At 41.7% G+C, this 20,349-nt stretch carries 22 protein-coding genes and 1 other annotated feature; of the genes, 20 read left to right on the top strand and 2 right to left on the bottom strand.

Annotated elements, in window-relative coordinates; all coding sequences use genetic code 11:
- Positions 1 to 237 precede the first annotated feature (237 nt).
- From ACIFOT_RS17680 to pheA, 8 genes are all read left to right on the top strand, one after another.
- Entirely contained in the window at positions 238 to 1,689 is a 1,452-nt protein-coding gene (locus ACIFOT_RS17680; protein ID WP_430066652.1) for an Rne/Rng family ribonuclease, read from the top strand.
- 46 nt (positions 1,690 to 1,735) lie between these two features.
- Positions 1,736 to 1,820, top strand: a sequence feature (ribosomal protein L21 leader region).
- A gap of 13 nt (positions 1,821 to 1,833) precedes the next feature.
- On the top strand, positions 1,834 to 2,142 hold the full coding sequence (rplU, locus tag ACIFOT_RS17675) for a 50S ribosomal protein L21 (RefSeq protein ID WP_223591168.1): 309 nt from the start codon (positions 1,834 to 1,836) through the stop codon (positions 2,140 to 2,142).
- Between the two features lie 15 nt (positions 2,143 to 2,157).
- Positions 2,158 to 2,487: a ribosomal-processing cysteine protease Prp gene (locus ACIFOT_RS17670; protein ID WP_430066651.1), complete on the top strand. Its 330-nt coding sequence runs from the start codon at positions 2,158 to 2,160 to the stop codon at positions 2,485 to 2,487.
- Between the two features lie 15 nt (positions 2,488 to 2,502).
- On the top strand, positions 2,503 to 2,793 hold the full coding sequence (gene rpmA / locus ACIFOT_RS17665) for a 50S ribosomal protein L27 (protein ID WP_213120026.1): 291 nt from the start codon (positions 2,503 to 2,505) through the stop codon (positions 2,791 to 2,793).
- 204 nt (positions 2,794 to 2,997) lie between these two features.
- Positions 2,998 to 3,531, top strand: a complete 534-nt coding sequence (locus ACIFOT_RS17660; RefSeq protein ID WP_430066650.1) for a Spo0B C-terminal domain-containing protein — start codon at positions 2,998 to 3,000, stop codon at positions 3,529 to 3,531.
- Positions 3,532 to 3,599: 68 nt separating this feature from the next.
- The gene (obgE, locus tag ACIFOT_RS17655) at positions 3,600 to 4,889 is read left to right on the top strand and encodes a GTPase ObgE (RefSeq protein WP_430066649.1); all 1,290 of its coding nucleotides are present in this window, start codon (positions 3,600 to 3,602) and stop codon (positions 4,887 to 4,889) included.
- A 24-nt stretch (positions 4,890 to 4,913) separates the two neighbouring features.
- On the top strand, positions 4,914 to 5,369 hold the full coding sequence (locus tag ACIFOT_RS17650; protein ID WP_430066648.1) for an ACT domain-containing protein: 456 nt from the start codon (positions 4,914 to 4,916) through the stop codon (positions 5,367 to 5,369).
- A gap of 64 nt (positions 5,370 to 5,433) precedes the next feature.
- On the top strand, positions 5,434 to 6,288 hold the full coding sequence (gene pheA / locus ACIFOT_RS17645) for a prephenate dehydratase (protein WP_430066647.1): 855 nt from the start codon (positions 5,434 to 5,436) through the stop codon (positions 6,286 to 6,288).
- A gap of 36 nt (positions 6,289 to 6,324) precedes the next feature.
- Here pheA and ACIFOT_RS17640 read toward each other — a convergent pair whose 3' ends face one another.
- Both ACIFOT_RS17640 and ACIFOT_RS17635 read right to left on the bottom strand, forming a co-directional pair.
- A complete protein-coding gene (locus tag ACIFOT_RS17640) occupies positions 6,325 to 6,864 on the bottom strand; it encodes a transcription repressor NadR (RefSeq protein ID WP_430066646.1) in 540 nt (179 codons plus the stop codon).
- Between the two features lie 48 nt (positions 6,865 to 6,912).
- On the bottom strand, positions 6,913 to 8,046 hold the full coding sequence (locus ACIFOT_RS17635; protein WP_430066645.1) for an IscS subfamily cysteine desulfurase: 1,134 nt from the start codon (positions 8,044 to 8,046) through the stop codon (positions 6,913 to 6,915).
- Between the two features lie 100 nt (positions 8,047 to 8,146).
- Between ACIFOT_RS17635 and nadB the strand changes: the two genes are divergently transcribed.
- The 12 genes from nadB (at position 8,147) to yajC (ending at position 20,341) form a co-directional block, all read left to right on the top strand.
- Positions 8,147 to 9,721 (top strand): L-aspartate oxidase, encoded by a 1,575-nt coding sequence (gene nadB / locus ACIFOT_RS17630; protein WP_430066644.1) that lies wholly within the window; start codon positions 8,147 to 8,149, stop codon positions 9,719 to 9,721.
- Entirely contained in the window at positions 9,690 to 10,538 is an 849-nt protein-coding gene (gene nadC, locus ACIFOT_RS17625; RefSeq protein WP_430066643.1) for a carboxylating nicotinate-nucleotide diphosphorylase, read from the top strand. The genes nadB and nadC overlap by 32 nt, the downstream gene beginning before the upstream one ends.
- 1 nt (position 10,539) lies before the next feature.
- Positions 10,540 to 11,637, top strand: coding sequence for a quinolinate synthase NadA (gene nadA / locus ACIFOT_RS17620; RefSeq protein ID WP_430066642.1), 1,098 nt, complete (start codon positions 10,540 to 10,542; stop codon positions 11,635 to 11,637).
- Positions 11,638 to 11,924: 287 nt separating this feature from the next.
- Positions 11,925 to 13,547, top strand: a complete 1,623-nt coding sequence (gene safA, locus ACIFOT_RS17615) for a SafA/ExsA family spore coat assembly protein (RefSeq protein ID WP_430066641.1) — start codon at positions 11,925 to 11,927, stop codon at positions 13,545 to 13,547.
- Positions 13,534 to 14,526 carry a phosphotransferase gene (locus ACIFOT_RS17610; RefSeq protein WP_430066640.1) on the top strand — a complete coding sequence of 331 codons (993 nt, stop codon included), beginning with the start codon at positions 13,534 to 13,536 and terminating at the stop codon, positions 14,524 to 14,526. The genes safA and ACIFOT_RS17610 overlap by 14 nt, the downstream gene beginning before the upstream one ends.
- An 85-nt stretch (positions 14,527 to 14,611) precedes the next feature.
- A complete protein-coding gene (locus ACIFOT_RS17605) occupies positions 14,612 to 15,352 on the top strand; it encodes a YhcN/YlaJ family sporulation lipoprotein (protein WP_430066639.1) in 741 nt (246 codons plus the stop codon).
- Positions 15,353 to 15,471: 119 nt separating this feature from the next.
- A complete protein-coding gene (locus tag ACIFOT_RS17600; RefSeq protein WP_430066638.1) occupies positions 15,472 to 16,011 on the top strand; it encodes a BofC C-terminal domain-containing protein in 540 nt (179 codons plus the stop codon).
- Positions 16,012 to 16,125: 114 nt separating this feature from the next.
- A complete protein-coding gene (ruvA, locus tag ACIFOT_RS17595) occupies positions 16,126 to 16,737 on the top strand; it encodes a Holliday junction branch migration protein RuvA (protein WP_430066637.1) in 612 nt (203 codons plus the stop codon).
- A 10-nt stretch (positions 16,738 to 16,747) separates the two neighbouring features.
- Positions 16,748 to 17,749, top strand: coding sequence for a Holliday junction branch migration DNA helicase RuvB (ruvB, locus tag ACIFOT_RS17590; protein WP_430066636.1), 1,002 nt, complete (start codon positions 16,748 to 16,750; stop codon positions 17,747 to 17,749).
- Between the two features lie 38 nt (positions 17,750 to 17,787).
- Positions 17,788 to 18,816: a tRNA preQ1(34) S-adenosylmethionine ribosyltransferase-isomerase QueA gene (gene queA, locus ACIFOT_RS17585; RefSeq protein ID WP_430066635.1), complete on the top strand. Its 1,029-nt coding sequence runs from the start codon at positions 17,788 to 17,790 to the stop codon at positions 18,814 to 18,816.
- A 78-nt stretch (positions 18,817 to 18,894) separates the two neighbouring features.
- Entirely contained in the window at positions 18,895 to 20,034 is a 1,140-nt protein-coding gene (gene tgt / locus ACIFOT_RS17580) for a tRNA guanosine(34) transglycosylase Tgt (protein WP_430066634.1), read from the top strand.
- 28 nt (positions 20,035 to 20,062) lie between these two features.
- Positions 20,063 to 20,341 carry a preprotein translocase subunit YajC gene (gene yajC, locus ACIFOT_RS17575; protein WP_430066661.1) on the top strand — a complete coding sequence of 93 codons (279 nt, stop codon included), beginning with the start codon at positions 20,063 to 20,065 and terminating at the stop codon, positions 20,339 to 20,341.
- The last annotated feature ends 8 nt before the right edge of the window (positions 20,342 to 20,349 follow it).

Raw genomic sequence — 20,349 nt, 5'->3', positions numbered from 1 at the left:
GGTGAAAAATCTGTAAGAAATGTCCTTCATAAGGTCGATGAAAGACAGTTTCGGTGAAAAATCTGTAAGAAACGTCCTTCATAAGGTCGATGAAAGACATTTTCGGTGAAAAATCTGTAAGAAAAGTCCTTCATAAGAACTATGAAAGACATTTCTGGTGAACATCCAGTCTTTTTTGTCCTTCAAAATTCCCAAGGGATATCAATGAGCTATTTTATATAAAGCGAGGAAACACGGTTGGAAACGTTAATTATTAATTACTTTGGGCGTGAAAAGCGCTATGCATTTTTGCGTGACAAACAAGTTGAAAAAATTATAATCGACCGACCAGAGCATCAATCACTGGTCGGTAATATTTATTTTGGGACAGTGACAAAGGTTTTGCCTGGGATGAATGCAGCCTTCATCGATATTGGCGAAGAAAAAAATGCCTATTTGCATCGTGACACTCTGCCCTCATACATACTCTCAGCAGAAAAGCAGAAGAACATCTCTTCGTTTGTTCACCAGGGTGAAAAACTCCTCGTTCAGGTGGACAAGGATGCAACCGGAACAAAAGGCCCGAAAGTAACGGGGATTATTGAACTACAGGGCAACAATCTTATCTACATGCCGAAGGGCCGTTATATTGCGGTCTCTAAAAAAATTGCTGATGAACGGCAAAATGCAGCACTAAGAAGTTTAGGCAGCCGCTTGAAATCAGAAGAAGAAGGAATTATTTTTCGTACATCCAGCCTGAACTGCATAGAAGAGGAGATTGTCGAAGAGCTGAATTTCCTTCGTGGCCAATATCAAGAACTGCTTCAAAAAGCCGCCGTCATTAAAAAGCCAGGGATTATTTTTCAAAAAGATACCTTCTTGGAAATGCTTAAGGAGCAAGTCTCAAAAATGACAACAGGTGAAGTTATTATAGATGACCTCACCGTCAAAAAAATGCTGGAACAAAAAAATGCTCAAGTTACATTCACTTACTACAACAGTCAAGAAAATATTTTTTCCGCTAACAAAATCGAGCATGAAATCGAGAAAGCCCTCAAGCGGGTGGTTTGGCTCGATCAAGGTGCCTACCTTATTTTCGATGAAACGGAAGCACTGACTATTATCGATGTGAATACAGGGAAATTCTCCGGCAAGGCCGATTACCAGGATACCGTTCTCAAAACTAATCAGCTTGCGGCCAAAGAAATCGTTAGACAGCTGCGCCTGCGGGACATCGGCGGCATCGTTCTGATTGATTTTATCGATATGAAACGCGAAAAAGACAAGCAAGCGATTCTGGATCTTTTCGAAAAAGAACTTGCCAAAGATGAAAAAAGAACGAAACTAATTGGATTTACGCCGCTTGGGATTCTGCAGCTGACAAGAAAGAAAACCAGGGTTGCCCTGTCAGAAGCTCTACAGGTAAAATGCCCAGTTTGTGATGGGACAGGCCGTATATTAAGTGCGGAGACAATTGCCTTTCGTCTTGAGCGTGAGCTTCTCGAGTATCGCTATTCTGAATTTGAGGCAGTCTTAATAGAAACGACAGCAGAAGTCAAAGAACTTATTCAGTCTCACCTGGAAGTATTGGAAGAATTGCTTCATTTAAAAGTGTTTTTTACGATTCAGCCCGCTCCGAATCATCATTATGTTTTGAAGCAATTCGGCACTACGGACGAGATATCCCAAAAAGCTTTCGATTTCTATTGACACTTTAACTAAAATTATGTATGATTTTAATGTTATGTTTGTAGCACCCGTGCTACAACCGCACAGAACAGGTAGTAAGATTTCTGCGTGATTCGTGGGGACGCCTGTGTATGGCGAGTCTGAGTTTATAAGGAGGTGCAGTTCATGTACGCAATTATCGAAACTGGCGGTAAGCAACTTAAAGTCGAAGAAGGCCAAGCTATCTACATTGAAAAATTAAATGTTGAAGCTGGTGAAACAGTTACTTTTGACAAGGTTCTTTTCGTTGGCGGTGAAACTGTAAAAGTTGGAAGCCCTGTTGTTGCAGGCGCTACTGTTACAGCTAAAGTTGAAAAACAAGGCCGTGCGAAGAAAATTATTGTTTTCAAGTACAAAGCGAAGAAAAACAACCGTAAGAAGCAAGGTCATCGTCAACCTTACACTAAAGTAATCATCGAAAAAATCAACGCGTAAGGTGTTGGATTTTCCATGATCCGAATTACGATTAATCGTACTGATGCCGGAACTATTCATTCGTTTATAATGAGCGGACATGCAAATTTTGCTGAGCACGGCGAGGACATCGTTTGTGCTGGAGCCTCGGCGGTGTCTTTTGGCACAGTTAACGCTATTGAAGCTCTTACAGGTGTAACAGCAGATGTCAAGCAAGGAAATGGCGGCTTTCTTGAATGTGTGTATCCAGAAAATCTTTCTGATGAAACTGCAGAGAAAGTTCAATTACTTCTTGAAGCGATGGTCGTCTCTTTACAAGGGATTGAAAAAGAATACGGTAAGCACATAAAAATAACCTTCAAATAGCAGGAGGTGGAACAAATGTTAAGATTAGATCTTCAGTTTTTCGCATCTAAAAAGGGAGTAGGTTCTACAAAGAACGGACGTGACTCTATCGCAAAGCGCCTTGGTGCTAAGCGTGCAGATGGTCAATTCGTAACTGGTGGTTCAATCCTTTACCGTCAACGCGGTACAAAGATTTATCCAGGTGAAAACGTAGGCCGTGGTGGTGACGACACTCTTTTTGCAAAAATCGACGGCGTTGTAAAATTCGAACGTTTAGGTCGTGACCGTAAAAAAGTGAGCGTTTATCCAGTAGCTCAAGAAGCGTAATGCTTTTATTGGAAACTCTAACCTGACCGGTTAGAGTTTTCTTTTTGCTCTGATAAATTTCATATTAAGGGTATTTCCTCGTATTGTGCTTCTTTTTTTTACCACTTTAGGAAACCTTTCGTATAAAAAAGCTTACTCATGGTTACTTTTTTGATATACTAACAACAAACAGTGTGTTCCGACACTTAATGTGGGAGTGTGGGTATGGAGAAAGAATGGGGAATCGTCGAGGTGTTGCGGCACTCGCGTCATGATTGGTTGAACAAGCTTCAGTTGATAAAAGGGAACATCGATTTAAATCGAATTGACCGGGCTAAAGAGGTCATTGATGAAATTGTGATTGAAGCCCAGCATGAGACAAAGCTTTCAAATTTAAATATGCCTTTATTTGCCTCCCTTCTATTCACCTCTAATTGGGAGAATCCTTTTTTTAGACTCGAATATGAGGTATTTGAGGATGCCGAACCATTAAAAATGGACGATTCGGTCCTGACAAATTGGACAAGTTCCTTTTTTTCATGCTTAAATAAAGCAATCGAAGCATTTCAAGAAAACCATTTATCGATTACAATTGAGCCGCAATCAGAGGGAATTCGTTTCTTTTTCGATTTTAGCGGGATAATAATAAAAAGTGAACTGATTGAAAAATTCCTTGGAGAGTCCGAAACAATGGATTTAGAGGTCAAGGAATTCTCGGAAAGCGAACTCGCACTGGAAGTTTTTATGCCTAAACTTTAAACGGTATAAAACACAGGGCTTCTCGTCGCAATCATCAGTTGATTTATTTGTGCGACAGGAGGAAAAAAATGTTTGTCGATCAAGTCAAGATATATGTAAAAGGTGGAGACGGCGGAAACGGAATGGTCGCGTTTCGCCGTGAAAAATATGTACCAAAGGGCGGTCCGGCCGGCGGAGATGGCGGGAAGGGCGCTAATGTAATTTTTCAAGTAGAAGAAGGCTTGCGTACTCTAATGGATTTCCGTTATCAGCGCCATTTTAAAGCACAGCGTGGCGAGCATGGTATGTCCAAGAATCAGCATGGCCGTAATTCCAAGGATATGATTGTCAAGGTACCGCCTGGGACCGTTGTTACGGATGCTGAGACAAATGAAGTCATTGCTGATTTAGTTGAGCATGGACAGCAGGCAGTAATTGCAAAAGGAGGACGCGGCGGCCGGGGGAATTCCCGTTTTGCCACTCCAGCCAATCCGGCACCGGAGCTTGCAGAAAATGGTGAGCCAGGCCAAGAACGCGACGTCATACTGGAGCTTAAGCTGCTTGCTGATGTTGGGTTAGTTGGTTTCCCAAGCGTTGGGAAATCCACGCTATTGTCTGTTGTTTCTTCAGCGAAGCCAAAAATCGCCGAGTACCATTTTACGACGATTGTTCCGAATCTGGGCATGGTGGAAACAGAGGACAGCCGAAGCTTTGTCATGGCTGATCTTCCTGGGCTTATTGAAGGGGCACATGCCGGTGTAGGCCTTGGCCATCAGTTTTTACGTCATATTGAGCGGACGAGGGTTATTGTTCATGTCATTGATATGGCGGCAACTGAAGGCAGAGACCCATTTGAGGATTACCTGACGATTAATAAAGAATTACAAGAATATAATCTGCGTTTAACAGAGCGTCCGCAAATTATTGTGGCCAATAAAATGGATATGCCTGGTGCGGAGGAGAACTTAGCAACCTTTAAAGAGCAGCTAGAAGAGGATTATCCGATTTTCCCTATTTCGGCCATTACACGTAAGGGATTGCGCGAGCTATTGTTTGCCGTTGCTGATAAGATTGAGGAAACACCGGAATTCCCGCTTGAGCATGAAGAAGAGGATACTGGCGTCCATCGTGTTCTTTACAAGCACGAGAAGGATCCGGATGCCTTCCACATTTCAAGAGAATCAGATGGATCGTTTGTGGTTTCTGGTGAAAAAATTGAAAAGCTCTTTAAGATGACTAATTTTTCAAGAGAAGAATCTGTTCGCCGCTTCTCACGCCAGCTTCGCGGTCTAGGGGTCGATGAGGCTTTAAGACAACGCGGGGCAAAAGATGGGGATATCGTTAAGTTATTAGATTTCGAATTTGAGTTTATTGAATAGGGGTTCAGGTAAAGAGGTAATGAAATGAAAATGGATAACATAGATAAAAAATTTTATTTAATCCGTGAAGACGTTTTGCCAGAAGCGATGAAAAAAACGATTGAAGTGAAAGAAATGCTTGATAGAGGCAAGGCGGAATCGATTGCGGAAGCTGTCCAGCGTGTTGACTTAAGCAGGAGCGCCTTTTATAAATATAGGGATACAGTGTTTCCCTTTTCAACCATTAAACAGGAGCGCTTAGTCTCGTTATTCTTTCATTTAGAGGATCGCTCCGGCACATTGTCAAAGTTATTAAGTGTTGTTGCCTCTTATGGTGGTAATGTTCTAACCATCCACCAAACGATTCCCCTTCAGGGCAGGGCGAACGTAACTCTTTCATTAAACACGGCAAATATGACAAATGAAATTGATGAATTACTATCCGAACTTAGAAAACTCGAATTTGTAGAGAAAGTAGAAGTGCTGGGAACAGGTGCATAGCGGACACAAGTCTGCTGAGAAACCAGTTCTCAGCTTTCTTTTTAAAAATAGGGAGTGGAATGCAATGAAAATTGGTTATTTAGGGCCTAAGGCAACCTTTACGGAACTTGCAGTCACAAAGGTTTTCCCAGGCTTGGAACTAGAGCCTTTTCGGACGATACCAGAATGTATGGATGCCGTAGTGGACAAAAAAGTGGGGCTCGCAGTTGCTCCGATTGAAAATGCGCTTGAGGGCTCCGTTAATATTACGCTTGATTATTTAACTCAGGTTGCTCAAATCCCCATCGTCGGAGAAATTACTCTTCCGATTAAGCAGCATTTGATGGTCCATCCGGCGAATGCAGAAAAATGGGAGAATGTCAGCAAAATTTATAGCCATTCACATGCCATTGCGCAGTGCCATAAATTCTTACATAATCAATTTAAAGGCGTTCCATTTGAATATATATCTTCTACTGCGGCTGCGGCGAAATTGGTGATGGATGAGCCTGAACATAATACGGCAGCCATTGCTAATGAATTGGCTGCCAAAGAATATGGGTTATCTATTGTTCAAAGGAATATTCACGATTTTGACTTTAACCATACCCGCTTTGTGGTCTTATCTAAAGACGAATTTGATTTTCAAGCAATTTGTGGCTCTGCCCATTATAAAACAACGTTAATGGTAACTTTACCATCAGACCGTGCCGGGGCACTTCACCAAGTTTTATCAGCCTTTGCCTGGAGAAAAATAAACCTCTCCAAAATTGAATCAAGACCAATGAAAACTGGGATTGGCAATTACTTTTTCATTATCGATTTAGAAATGAAGCTTGATGAGGTGCTAATACCAGGGGCAATGGCGGAGCTAGAAGCACTAGGATGCGGAGTTACACTAATGGGAAGCTATCCATCAACATTAGTAGAATTAAATTAGGAAAGGACCTGGGACTAAAAAAATCCCGGGTCCTTTTTATGAGTCCATTAAAAATCCCTCCGCCTTTAAGGCGGCCTCTGCTTTATCAAGAATTTTTTCGCTTGAAGCAGAAATGGTATGAAGATGAATGCCTTCCGTCAGCTCCGACAATAACGCGGCATTCGTTGTTTGCAGGTTACTCAAAAACTGTTTCACTTCTTGCCGGTTTGACACCATGATTGAGGCAGTTAAATCACCATAGACGGCGTGCTCAATTTTTACATCCTTCACCAAAACGCCATGATCTACCAATAAATTTAATTCCCTTTCCGTGTCTTTTGGTGCATGCTTGCAGGCAATCGTTCTTTCATATATCCTGGTACCAGCATTCTGTTTTAAATACACATACCCCTGACTTGTTGCCATAATCGGTTCATTTTTTGCTTTTAGCAGGGTGATGTCTCCCACAATGACTTGCCTGCTAACATTCGTTCTTGCCGCAAGTTCGCTTCCCGTCAATGGTTCGGAACTGTCTTTTAGCAATTGAAGAATCAGAGACCTCCTTTCTTCTCCTAATATTTTTTTCTGCTCAGCCATATTATTCCTCCCAAACATTCTCTGTTTTTATATTCTAGCATAACTTATTTAAAATTCCTGGACAATTTTAACAATACTTTCCGCAAGCTGTAAAACATCTTCCCTTGATGTAGATTTGCCAAATGATATACGAATAAACTGTTTGGCCTCTTCTGGATTTAGGCCCAGTGCTTGTGTTACTTTGGCAGGGGATTGCATGCCAATTTGACAGGCGCTTCCTGTCGAAATGGCAAATCCTAAGCGATTGCATTCAAGCATCATCCATTGTCCCTCTATCCCTGAGATTCTAAGCCCGATTATATTTGGAAGTTGTGAATCAGCTTCGACCGCCCCATAAACTATGACTCTATCTTTAATTGGCGTAAGTGCTTCAATAAAGGTATTTCGCAGTAATGCAAACATTTCATGATGCGAAGGAATCTGTCCGAGAATTTTCTGCGCAGCAACGGTCATTGCCGCAATTGCTGGAACATTCACGGTGCCTGGCCGAAAACCACTTTCATGTGATCCACCTGGAAAAAAGGGATCACAATGAATGCGCGGATTGATATAAACACCGCCAACCCCTTTTGGACCATATATTTTATGCCCGGAAAAAGAGAAACTGCTAACAAGCGGTGTTATGCTTTTTAAATCAATTTTTCCAAACGACTGGACACAGTCGCTGTGGAAATGAATCTGATGATTCCTGCAAATTTCTGCGATAGCCTCGACTGGCTGGATCGTTCCGATTTCTGAATTTACATGCTGGACGGCAACTAATATGGTTTCCGGTTTAATTTCGCTTGCAAGCTTTTTGATATCAATAAGCCCTGATGCATCAAACGGAAGGAACGTGATTTCGTACCCTGCTTTCTCTAATCTCCTAAGTTCTCCATGAATAGATGAATGCTCTGCCATACCTGCAATAATATGTTTGCCTTTTTTTAAGGGAGCTGATAACAAAGCCTCTATTGCTAAAAAATTACTTTCAGAACCCCCGCTTGTAAAGAACAGTCCCTTTTTATCAACACCCAAATTTTTCGCCAATTCTTCGCGGCAATTGTCTAGCAGGGCTGAGGATTGACCCCCAAAATCATGAAGACTGCTGGCATTGCCAAAGTATTCAGTTGAGACCTTCAGATAAATTTCCGCAGCTTCATGATCTAATGGAGTGGTAGCGGCAAAATCAAAATATATCATAATATTTTCTCCAATAACTTTTTAATATAATACTTGTTTTTAGTTTAAATCTGTGTAAATATATATGTCAAGACACCTGTTAATCAGGGAGGGTCAACTTATGATGAAAGATGATGTTGTAATTATTGGAAGCGGGGTAGCGGCTTTACAGCTGGCTGTCCAATTAGGAAATGATATGAATGTGAGGATTCTCACAAAGTCAAAAATAAGAACGGCAAATTCCTATCTTGCTCAAGGTGGAATCGCCGCGGCTATTGGCACACATGATCATCCATCCAAACATTTGGCAGATACTTTAGAAGCAGGAAGATTCCACAATAATCCTGACATAGTAAGAGAAATCGTTTATGAAGCACCATCACTTATTGAGGCAATTGCCAGGCAGGGAGATGTGTTCGATCGAAATCATCAGGGGGAATTGCTCCTTGGCATGGAAGGAGCCCATAGCGAGCATCGCATTGTCCATGGCGGCGGGGACGCTACTGGTAAAAAAGTCATCGAGCAATTGATTAGCAAGCTTTCCGACGATGTGTTGGTAGAAGAAGATGTATTTGCTTATGAATTGGTTTTGAACGAGCAAAAAAATCGCTGCATTGGGGTAAAAACAAAGCGGCCGGATGGCAGTGTTCATATTTATTTCGGAAAGCACATCATAATCGCTACTGGCGGCTGCGGGCAATTATACAGCTTTACGTCAAATGCCAGTACGGTTAGCGGCGACGGAATTGCGCTTGCGTACTTGGCTGGTGCCGAAATTATCGATATGGAATTTATTCAATTCCATCCGACTCTTTTATATCTTAATGGTGAAACAAAAGGCTTGGTTTCTGAAGCCGTGAGGGGCGATGGAGCCATCCTTGTTACGGATGATGGAACTCCGATAATGGAGGGAGTCCATCCCTATAAAGACCTTGCTCCTCGGCATGTGGTTTCGCAAACGATTTATGAATATTTGAAAAATGGCCAAAACGTATATTTGGATATTAGTAGAATAAAAGATTTTCAAAAACGGTTCCCTTCGATCACCGCTCTTTGCGAGCAAAATGGCATTGACCTATTCGCAGGAAAAATTCCCGTTGCTCCTGGAAGTCATTTTTTAATGGGCGGCATCAAAACGGATTTAATCGGGCGAACTTCTATTGATGGACTTTATGCCATAGGCGAAGCGGCATGTACAGGCTTGCACGGGGCTAACCGCTTAGCAAGTAATTCCCTTTTAGAGGGATTGTATCAAGGTAAAAAATTATCAGAATGGATTCGAGCTAATCAGGGTGAAGCAACAGAATTAGAACAGCCTAAATTACTTTTTACCCAGAAAAAAATCAATTTACCTACAGAACAGCAAATCAAGGATTACATGATGGAGCGGGTAGGAATCGTCCGCAATGAAGTGGATCTTAGGAAGCAAAGAAAATGGCTTCAACAATTTAAGGTTCATGAATTAAATGAACTTGATTCTTGTTCTGTTCAAGACTTAACAAAGATTTTCATGGTACTCACGGCAAAGCTGATTACGGATTCAGCATTAAAACGGAAAGAAAGCCGCGGGGGCCACTTTAGAAGTGATTATCCGCATGAGGATGACACTAATTGGCTAAGAAAATCGCTCATTCATAAAAAGAAACGGGAAGTGAAAAAGAATCATGAACACACTAAAACTGCGCTCACAACTTGAGAATTTTTTTATCGAAGATATAGGCGAACAGGATATTACCACTGATTTAATTTTTGCGAATGAAACGAATGGTGAAATTGTTTTTCTCGCTAAGGATGAAGGAATTTTTTGCGGCGAAGAAGTGATTAAAACAGGTTTTAAGCTGTTAAATAACGATTTAAACGTAGAGGTACTCGTAAAAGACGGAGACCGAATTGAATATGGTCAGCAGCTTGCGCTTGTATCTGGAAAAATTTCAGATCTTTTAAAAGGAGAAAGAGTGGTTCTAAATCTCATTCAAAGAATGAGCGGAATTGCCACTCTCACAAATAAAGCGGTTCACACGTTAAATAGTGATTTTACGAAAATCTGCGACACACGAAAAACCACGCCGGGACTAAGGATGTTTGAAAAATATGCAGTCCGCACGGGCGGAGGCTTTAATCACCGCTTTGGATTATATGACGGTGTCATGATTAAGGATAATCATATTTCTTTTGCAGGTTCGATTGAGAGGGCTGTTGCAACCGTCCGGAAGCAAGCCGGTCATATGGTGAAGGTCGAAGTGGAAGTTGAGACAGAAGAACAAGTGGTGGAAGCAGTGAATGCTGGCGCCGATGTGATTATGTTCGATAATCGCACCCCTGACGAAATCAAGGAATTAATTAAATTGGTTCCAGCCGGAATTATTACCGAAGCATCAGGTGGTATCCAGTTGAGCAACCTGGCTGGCTATGGCGATACAGGTGTTCATTATATTTCCCTCGGATTTTTGACCCATTCTTATAAAGCGTTGGATATTAGCGTAAAAGTAAAATGGAATAAAGGAGAAGAATAAGATGAACATTTTAGCCTCACTACAAACTAATAAAATGATTCCTGAAAAATATAAGCAGATGTCACGGGAGGAATTAGAGGCCCGGGTGATCGAAGTGAAAAACAAACTTGGCTCTCGCTTATTCATCCCAGGACACCATTATCAAAAGGATGAAGTGATTCAGTTCGCCGATGCGACAGGAGATTCCCTAAAGCTTGCACAATTATCTGCAGAAAATACAGAAGCGGAATTCATCGTTTTCTGTGGGGTTCATTTTATGGCAGAAACGGCTGATATTTTAACAACTGAAGACCAAAAGGTCATCCTGCCTGATATGCGCGCGGGCTGCTCGATGGCTGATATGGCGGATTTAGGGCAAACGGAGAGAGCCTGGGAGAAGCTGCAGGCAATGTTCGGTGATACAATTCTTCCATTAACTTATGTCAATTCAACGGCTGCTATTAAGTCATTCGTTGGTGCTAATGGCGGGGCAACGGTTACCTCCTCGAATGCAGAGACAATGGTGAAATGGGCATTCGAACAGAAGGAGCGGATTTTATTTTTGCCAGATCAGCATTTAGGTCGTAATACAGCAGCTGATTTAGGCATCGCCCTAGGCGAAATGGCCATTTGGAATCCTATTAACGATACATTAGAATATGATGGTGATGTTTCCCAAGTAAAGGTAATCCTTTGGAAAGGGCATTGCTCTGTCCATGAAAACTTTACCGTTCAAAATGTGATTGATACGCGTTATAAGTATCCGGACATGAAAATTATCGTCCATCCCGAATGCCGATGCGAAGTGGTCGAATTATCAGATATGGCGGGTTCCACGAGCTATATCATCAATGCAATTGAAAAAGCCGAGCCTGGATCTGCATGGGCCATTGGTACAGAAATGAACTTGGTTAACCGTCTGATTAAAAATCATCCGGATAAACAGATTATTTCTCTAAATCCTCATATGTGTCCTTGTTTGACCATGAACAGAATTGACCTGCCACACCTGGCATGGAGCTTAGATACATTAGAAGATACGGCTAATGTCATTAAAGTTAGTCCAGAAATTGCCGAAAACGCTAAATTAGCACTTGAACGGATGCTAAAAAATTCATAATCGGGAAAAAAAGATGCAATTTTAGCTGATTGCATCTTTTTTTCTTTATCATGTTGGAATTTATCAGCGAATTTTTCTAGTTTATCGGCGAATTCAACGAGTGTATCAGCGAATATTTCATTTTATCAGCGAATTTTGAGGATTTATCAGCGGATCGTCCATTCTCATTTATTCCGGGACTCATTCATATTTTTAAAAAAACTAGCATAAGTTTTTTTGAAGAATGTTAGCACTTTGCCCATCTTCACATACACTATATGGACTTATGCCATAGGAGGGAAATCAGAGTGAAGATCCATATCGTACAGAAAGGGGATACTCTTTGGAAGATCGCCAAGAAGTACGGCGTGAATTTTGAAGAGCTGAAAAAGATGAATTCACAGCTCAGCAACCCTGATATGATTATGCCCGGAATGAAAGTAAAGGTCCCAACTTCAGGTGGAACGATAAAAAAAGGAGCACCTGCAGGACACAATCCAGGTACGACAATCAATATGGGAGCAAAAAAGGAAATGCCGATTGCCAAAGAGAAACCATTAAAAGAATCGCTGATTAAGGAGGCACCGATTAAAGAAGCTCCAATCAAAGCAGCTCCAATCAAAGAAGTACCAATTGCGAAAGAGAAGCCAATCATTAAAGAAGCGCCAAAAGCACCCTATACTCCAAAAATGCCCCTGCAAGTAGTCCCAGAAATTGATATTAACAACTACTATATGATGAATATGACAAATATGATTCCTCAACCGCAGCTGCCGCCGAAGCCAACCAATATTCTTCCTGAAATAAAAGAAGTTCCTAAGAAAGAAATGCCAATAAAAGAAGTACCAATAAAAGAAATGCCAATAAAAGCAAATCCAATTCCTGAACCTGTTATGGAAGCACCAATTCAAATGCCTGTTCAAGACTGTGTTCCAATGACACCAGTTATGCCTGGGCCAGGATTCTGCCCGCCATTTGGCGGAGGTTTCCCGGTACCAACACCGTATATGCCGTTTCCGCAAATGCCTGGTGGTGTAATGCCGAGTGGTGTGATGCCTGGTGGTGTAATGCCTGGTGTGATGCCTGGTATGGCTGGATACCCGCCTGTAGCACCAGGTTTTGCTCCAAATGTAGCGGGGGCACCCTTTGTACCACAGCACTTTCATGATGAATCATCATCATTTATGCCGCAAATGCCTGCAATGAACCCAGGATTTATTCCAGGCGCCGTCCAAAATCCAGCTTTCCAGCAGCCTTATGTGGATCCAGCAGCATTTGGGCAAGTTCCAGCCGGATATGGACAAATGCCAGGTGGCTTCCCTGGAGCAGCACCAGTAGGTTTCCCTGGAGCAGCACCAGTAGGTTTCCCTGGAGCCACACCAGCGGGCTTTCCACCAGGAGTACCAGGTGGACACCCTGTCGAAAGTTCATCCTATTACCATGCCCCACATCATCCGACTGGATTTGCGCCTGGACCGATGTATGGAGGTCCAGGAATGGTAAACCCATATGGAATGGGAGTACCATATGGTCAAATGCCGTATGGATACCCTCCAGGAATGGGCGGAGTCCCACAGACTATGGGAGAAGATTTTGAGACAGCAGAAGCACCAGTTCCAAGCTACGGAGCACAAATACCTTATATGCAGCAGCCTTATCCAACGCAAGGACTGCCTGTCGGGACAGGTGCCTTAGATGATTGCGGCTGCGGCGCAGTCCCAGCAGGTATGCCTGCAGGAATGCCTGCCGGAATACCAGCAGCACCAACAAATGTTGCACCAGCCTTTATACCGCCAACACCGCCAATTTTTAGTGCGCCATATTCTGGACCGGGTAATGTTGCTCAGCCTCCATTTATGAACCCCTATGGAATGGGACCGGTTGGGATTAATCCTTATGGAATGCAAGGGTTCCAGGATGAAAGCAGTTAATACAACAAAAAACAAAAATGGAGACGATGATTATTATAATCGTCTCCTCTCTTATTTTCGGTCGCAGTTTACAGAAAAAATCATCCAAATGGTTCCGATTAGAAAATCTGTTATATTTTTAAAAACAGAGAAAAATACTTATATCATGAAAGGGTACCAAACCAACAGCAGACTTAGACTTCAAGAAGCGTTTACTACCACATTGAACAATGAAGGTTTCAGCAAAACATATAAATTTCTTAATCCCAGTTTGAAAGAACCGTTGTTTTTTGAAGGTATTTACTTTGGCTGCATCGAGTATATTGCCCCGAGTAAAACCACTTTTTCCTTTCACTCGCATAAAAACCGCCAGGAAGGGATTGACCTTCTCGAACAATTTCATCAAACAACGGCATCCTTTGAAGCACGGTATCGTAGATTGCTGCCGAAAGCGGATTTAATTGGTAAGTGGACAGAGCGGAATCATATTTTTTCAAACAATCTTCCTTTCGTTAAATATTTTTTCAATGAACCCTTTATATCGGAAATGGTCTCATGGGCAGAATGGTCACTTGCGGGTATGGAAAAGGAATACCTCTTTTTTAAAAAAGAACCATATGTGATTTTGCATGGGGATGTTGCCCATCATAATTTTTTACGCGACAAAAGTGGAACATTATTATTAATCGATTTTGATTTAATCAGCATCGGCCCCGCAGCTTTTGATTATTTACAATACGCCAATCGGATTCTTCCTTATCTTGACTGGTCGTTTGATAAGCTGCTCCAATATGAACCAATTAAGAAATATATTCATCAAAAACCTTTTTTGTATGCCTTAGTCTATCCCGCTGATATTTTTCGGGAGTGGAACAGAATCATTAGGGAAAAATCGTATTCTGACCAGGCTAAATTAAAACAGGTGATGGATTTAACGATTAATCAGTTTTACACTAGAAAAAAATTTATTGACCGAATTAAAACCATAGTGGATGAATGAAAAATGAATGAAAACCCCTAAAAAATTGCACCCTAATAACGAGCATGTTAAAGCATGCTCAGGATGAACTAAGGGGGTTTTTCGCTTGAACAAGAAGCAGTGGATGATTCCTCTTTCAGCCGTGATGATGATGGGGCTGGCTGGCTGTAATAATGATAATAACCGTGCAGGTGTGAATCAAGGGAACAATAATTTAGCTCGTCCGATGGGGTATTACTCCAATGAAAACCACAATAATAATTATGGTTTTCTTAGAGACAATGATGGTGCCTTTACGGAAATGATGGATCATACCCTTGGGGATGAGGATACAATTGTAAACAATCAAAAAAGAAAACTGCTTCAGACAAGGGATGAAAACGGCAACCCAAAAAACCCTACAACACCTTTAGCAAAGACCGACCGTAATTTCTTTCAGCGGGATAACCGATTTAGTACCAGTGATATGAATTATCACGGTCACTTGAATAAAAATATTGGTAAGACCGGGGAAGCAACAGATAAACATGCACAAGAAAATATAACTGATAATATCAGAAGCAAGGTTTCAAACATCGATAATGTTCAATCAGTAAGATCCGTTGCCTATGGAAACACTGTTATTGTTTCGGTTAACTTAGTGGACCGTGACAAGGAGGCCGCAACCAAAAGGGCTATTAAGAATGCGGTGAAGCCTTACGTGAACGGAAAATCCGTAACTGTCATTACAGATGAGGGGACAATTGGACGCGACCGCAACATCAATAATGATGTACCGCAGCGGCAGCCGAAAGCGAATAAGGACCGCCGTCAAAGCGAAGAAGTTCCAAACAGATATTCTAAATAGTTCAAAACGGGCAAAGCTTATAGGCTTTGCCCTTATTTATTTTACGGATATTAAGGGAAAAATAGGCTAAACTAGAACTGTAAAGTTTGTTCATTTTATAACAAAAAGAGGTGAGCAGCATGAGGTTCAATTGGAAAGCATTGTCACAGTATAGCTTAGCCATTTTTTCTGTTTTACTATATATACTAATCGGCGGGGCTTCTGAAATTACTGGATCGGCCGCACAGGTCGATGACCGGCAAAAGACGGAACCTCAGCACCTGACGGTTATTTTAGAACGAATCTATCTCGATGGGGAAATTAGTCAAGAAGTCGTTCATGAAACATGTTGGTCAATGGCGAACTTCTGGGCAAAGTATGATCAATGGAAGCTAACGGAAATGGAAGAATCGACTTTTGTTTTTAGAAGGAAGGTCGATGATATATCCCCGTTATTAAAAGCAAATGGCTTTTTCGGTATAACAGAAGATGGGGTTTTGACCATTTTTAATGGAAGACCGGGCCAATCAAGAATCATTCAATCGTTTTTTCAAATAGATATTAGAAAACTTGAAAGTAAGAAACAAGAAGAATTAATTCAAGGCATCCCCATTAAAACCAAAGATCAATATGTTCAAGTTTTAGAAACCTTTAAGCCGTATTCGTTAAAAAAAGAATAAATTCACTCTTTGAAACAGACTGGTTGAAATAAATCAGCCTGTTTTTTATTTCTTTCTTAAACAAAAAATTATGGTAGAATGAAATACGGTGAAAAACTAAGGGAGAGAATACGATTGTTTGAATTTATTAAAGGGGCCGTTGAATTTGTCGGGCCTGAATATATTGTCATTGAAAATAATGGAATTGGCTATCAAATCGCGACACCCAATCCATTTGTTTATTCTGGTAAATTGGAAACAATGGTTACTGTATATACCTACCATTATGTTCGCGAAGATGTAATGGCGCTATTTGGCTTCCAATCCAGGGAAGAGAAAAAGCTATTTACGAAATTGTTAAATGTATCGGGTATTGGGCCGAAGGGGGCACTCGCGATCCTTGCCTCTGGTGAAGTCCAACAGGTGGTGAACGCCATCGAAAATGAAGACGAAGCCTTCCTCGTTAAATTTCCTGGAGTAGGCAAAAAAACAGCAAGGCAAATGATCCTCGATTTAAAAGGAAAATTACAGGATGTCGTTCCAGATTACTTCCCTAATCTGTTCAATGCCGACACACTTCCACTACATACTCAAACGAACAATACGGCCTTTGAAGAAGCCATTCTTGCTTTAAAAGCACTGGGTTATTCTGATAAAGAAATAAAAAAGATTTCACCTGAATTAAGAAAAGAGCAGATGTCAACTGATCAATACATTAAACAGGCCTTAAAACGCCTTTTAAAATAGGTGATAATTTATGGATGACCGGATTATTTCTAGTGAAGCTAATGAAAGTGAAATAAGCATTGAACAAAGTCTCAGACCGCAAACCTTAAAGCAATATATTGGACAAAACCAGGTCAAGGAAAATTTAGAAATTTTTATTAAGGCTGCAAAGCTTCGGAAGGAAACGCTGGACCATGTTCTTCTATATGGTCCTCCGGGTTTGGGGAAAACAACCCTTGCTGTCATAATTGCCAATGAAATGGGCGTTAACCTTCGGACAACCTCCGGGCCGGCTATTGAAAGACCTGGCGATTTAGCAGCAATCCTAACAGCGCTTGAGCCTGGAGATGTTTTATTTATCGATGAAATACACCGGCTGCCGCGTACGATTGAAGAGGTTCTGTATCCTGCGATGGAGGATTTCTGCCTTGATATTGTTATTGGGAAAGGTCCAAGTGCAAGGTCTGTCCGCTTGGATCTCCCGCCGTTTACATTGGTCGGTGCAACCACCAGGGCTGGATCTTTATCGGCGCCATTGCGTGATCGATTTGGAGTTTTATGCCGGCTCGAGTATTATAAAGAAGATCAGTTAAAAAATATTGTTATCAGAACGGCAGACTTATTCGAAACGGAAATAGATGAACAGGCAGCCTCAGAAATTGCAAGAAGAGCAAGGGGAACACCAAGGATTGCCAATCGTCTCCTCCGAAGGGTTCGTGACTTTGCCCAAGTTAAGGGAAACGGTACTATTGACATCGCCCTTGCGAGAGAAGCGCTTGAATTGCTACAGGTAGACCGGCTAGGTCTGGACCATATCGATCACAAGCTGTTAAAAGGGATTATTAAAAAATTCCGCGGTGGTCCTGTCGGCCTTGATACAATTGCTGCATCAATTGGCGAAGAAGCCGAAACAATTGAAGATGTTTATGAACCCTATTTATTACAAATTGGCTTCCTGCAGCGAACACCAAGAGGCAGAATGGTAACACCCGCCGTTTATCATCATTTCGGCATGGATACCCCTGCAAAGTGAGCACGTATTTTAAAACGTTATAGTAAGGATGTAATTTTATGAAAGTAGATATTTTTGATTTTCATTTGCCTGAGGAATTAATTGCGCAAGTCCCGCTGCAAAACCGGACTGACAGCAGATTAATGGTCTTAAATAAAGAAACAGGCGAACTAAAACATGAAGTATTTAAAAATATAACCGAGTACTTGCGTGAAGGGGATTGCCTTGTTTTAAATGATACAAGGGTTCTTCCTGCACGCCTTTTTGGCGTAAAGCAAGATACCGGAGCCAAAATTGAAGTATTACTGTTAAAACAGCTTGAAGGCGACCAATGGGAAACCCTCGTGAAACCGGCAAAAAGGGTGAAAGAAGGAACGGAAATCGAATTCGGCGATGGGCTTCTAAAAGCCGTTTGCACCGGAACTTCCGATCATGGCGGCAGAGTCTTGGAATTTAAATATGAAGGCATTTTTTACGAAGTCCTCGACCAATTAGGCGAAATGCCTCTGCCACCTTACATCAAAGAGCAGCTGGATGACCGAGAACGGTACCAGACCGTATTTGCCCGCGAGCCTGGATCCGCTGCGGCACCAACGGCCGGTCTTCATTTTACTGAAGATCTATTGAATGCTATTAAAGAAAAGGGTGTTCATATCGCCTTTATCACTCTGCATGTCGGTCTTGGTACATTTAGACCAGTCAGCGTGGACGATGTAGAAGGACATGATATGCATTCTGAATACTATATGGTCACTGAAGGGACAGCCAGACTTCTTAACGATGTCAGAGAAACCGGTGGACGAATTATTACCGTGGGAACAACCTCGACCCGGACATTAGAGACGATTGCCTCGCAAAACGATGGACATTTTATTGCAGGCAGCGGCTGGACAAGTATTTTTATTTATCCAGGCTACGAATTTAAAGCGATTGACGGGATGATTACCAATTTCCATTTACCTAAATCAACACTAATCATGCTCGTAAGTGCCTTAGCTGGAAGAGACAATGTTTTGCACGCCTATAATACAGCTGTTGAAGAACGATACCGGTTCTTTAGCTTTGGCGATGCAATGTTTATCATCTAGTGGAAAAAGGGCGGAGCTCCGCATGTGTGAATCACTGCTAAGCTCTGCTCACACCGCCTTTTGGAAGGAGAAAATAATTTGACAGCGATTCGCTATGAGTTAATTAAAACATGTAAACAAACAGGGGCGCGGCTTGGGAGAGTTCATACCCCGCATGGATCCTTTGATACACCTGCCTTTATGCCGGTTGGAACGCTTGCGACCGTTAAAACGATGTCCCCAGAGGACTTAAAGGAGATGGGGGCAGGGATAATTTTAAGTAACACCTATCATTTATGGCTTCGCCCTGGGCATGAGATTATTAGAGAAGCTGGCGGGCTGCATAAATTTATGAATTGGGATCGCGCTATTTTAACAGATTCCGGCGGATTCCAGGTGTTCAGTTTAAGTGAATTCCGTAAAATTGAAGAAGAAGGTGTTCATTTCCGCAACCACATGAGCGGGGAAAAATTATTTTTATCACCGGAAAAGGCGATGGAAATTCAGAATGCCCTTGGTTCCGATATCATGATGGCCTTCGATGAGTGCCCGCCATATCCTGCTACATTTGAATATATGAAAAAATCAGTGGAGCGGACCTCAAGATGGGCAGAGCGTTGTTTGAGCGCGCATCAGCGTCCAGAAGATCAAGGCTTATTTGGAATCGTTCAGGGAGGAGAGTATGAGGAGCTTCGCCGTCAAAGTGCAAAAGATCTCGTTTCGCTGGACTTCCCAGGGTACGCTGTCGGCGGATTATCCGTTGGTGAACCAAAAGATGTCATGAATCGTGTGCTAGAATTCACAACACCGCTATTACCAACAAATAAACCACGCTATTTAATGGGAGTAGGTTCCCCGGACTCTCTAATTGATGGTTCCATCCGTGGTATTGATATGTTTGACTGTGTACTGCCAACAAGGATTGCAAGAAATGGTACCCTCATGACAAGTTCGGGCCGCTTAGTTGTCAAAAATGCTCAATTTGCTAAAGATTTTGGACCGCTTGATCCTGAATGCGATTGCTACACATGCCGGAATTATAGCAGAGCCTATATTCGTCACTTAATAAAATGTGATGAAACGTTTGGAATTCGTTTAACGTCTTACCATAATCTTTATTTTCTGTTAAGATTAATGGAGAAGGTCAGACAAGCCATTATGGAAGACAGGCTTGGTGATTTCCGCGAAGAATTTTTTGAGCAGTATGGCTTTAATAAGCCTAATGCGAAAAATTTCTAATAGATTTTTTTGAAAGGAGGGAAACATGATGCAAAACATGACTACACTCATTCCATTAATTTTAATGTTTGTGTTATTTTATTTCTTATTGATTCGCCCGCAGCAAAAACGCCAAAAAGCGGTTCGTCAAATGCAAACTGACTTAAAAAAGGGTGATAAAATCGTCACGATTGGCGGTTTACATGGTTTTATCGACTCAATCGATGAAAGCAAAGTCGTAATTAAATGTGGAGACGGCAGCCGTCTTACATACGACCGTAATGCGATTCGAGAAGTGACTGAAGTTTCAAAGACTGCAGAAGTATAATACAAAAG

The organism is Neobacillus sp. NRS-1170 (assembly GCF_050468025.1).
The sequence above is the reverse complement of the archived record's forward strand: the minus strand, read 5'-3'. Positions and strand labels throughout refer to the sequence as shown.

What these genes read in the sequence shown, in the direction of transcription:
- rplU (WP_223591168.1), top strand. Translation starts at nt 1,834, where the DNA reads ATGTACGCAATTATCGAAACTGGCGGTAAGCAACTTAAAGTCGAAGAA.
- ACIFOT_RS17670 (WP_430066651.1), top strand. Translation starts at nt 2,158, where the DNA reads ATGATCCGAATTACGATTAATCGTACTGATGCCGGAACTATTCATTCG.
- rpmA (WP_213120026.1), top strand. Translation starts at nt 2,503, where the DNA reads ATGTTAAGATTAGATCTTCAGTTTTTCGCATCTAAAAAGGGAGTAGGT.
- ACIFOT_RS17660 (WP_430066650.1), top strand. Translation starts at nt 2,998, where the DNA reads ATGGAGAAAGAATGGGGAATCGTCGAGGTGTTGCGGCACTCGCGTCAT.
- obgE (WP_430066649.1), top strand. Translation starts at nt 3,600, where the DNA reads ATGTTTGTCGATCAAGTCAAGATATATGTAAAAGGTGGAGACGGCGGA.
- ACIFOT_RS17650 (WP_430066648.1), top strand. Translation starts at nt 4,914, where the DNA reads ATGAAAATGGATAACATAGATAAAAAATTTTATTTAATCCGTGAAGAC.
- pheA (WP_430066647.1), top strand. Translation starts at nt 5,434, where the DNA reads ATGAAAATTGGTTATTTAGGGCCTAAGGCAACCTTTACGGAACTTGCA.
- ACIFOT_RS17640 (WP_430066646.1), bottom strand. Translation starts at nt 6,864, where the DNA reads ATGGCTGAGCAGAAAAAAATATTAGGAGAAGAAAGGAGGTCTCTGATT.
- ACIFOT_RS17635 (WP_430066645.1), bottom strand. Translation starts at nt 8,046, where the DNA reads ATGATATATTTTGATTTTGCCGCTACCACTCCATTAGATCATGAAGCT.
- nadB (WP_430066644.1), top strand. Translation starts at nt 8,147, where the DNA reads ATGATGAAAGATGATGTTGTAATTATTGGAAGCGGGGTAGCGGCTTTA.
- nadC (WP_430066643.1), top strand. Translation starts at nt 9,690, where the DNA reads ATGAACACACTAAAACTGCGCTCACAACTTGAGAATTTTTTTATCGAA.
- nadA (WP_430066642.1), top strand. Translation starts at nt 10,540, where the DNA reads ATGAACATTTTAGCCTCACTACAAACTAATAAAATGATTCCTGAAAAA.
- ACIFOT_RS17610 (WP_430066640.1), top strand. Translation starts at nt 13,534, where the DNA reads ATGAAAGCAGTTAATACAACAAAAAACAAAAATGGAGACGATGATTAT.
- ACIFOT_RS17600 (WP_430066638.1), top strand. Translation starts at nt 15,472, where the DNA reads ATGAGGTTCAATTGGAAAGCATTGTCACAGTATAGCTTAGCCATTTTT.
- ruvB (WP_430066636.1), top strand. Translation starts at nt 16,748, where the DNA reads ATGGATGACCGGATTATTTCTAGTGAAGCTAATGAAAGTGAAATAAGC.
- queA (WP_430066635.1), top strand. Translation starts at nt 17,788, where the DNA reads ATGAAAGTAGATATTTTTGATTTTCATTTGCCTGAGGAATTAATTGCG.
- yajC (WP_430066661.1), top strand. Translation starts at nt 20,063, where the DNA reads ATGCAAAACATGACTACACTCATTCCATTAATTTTAATGTTTGTGTTA.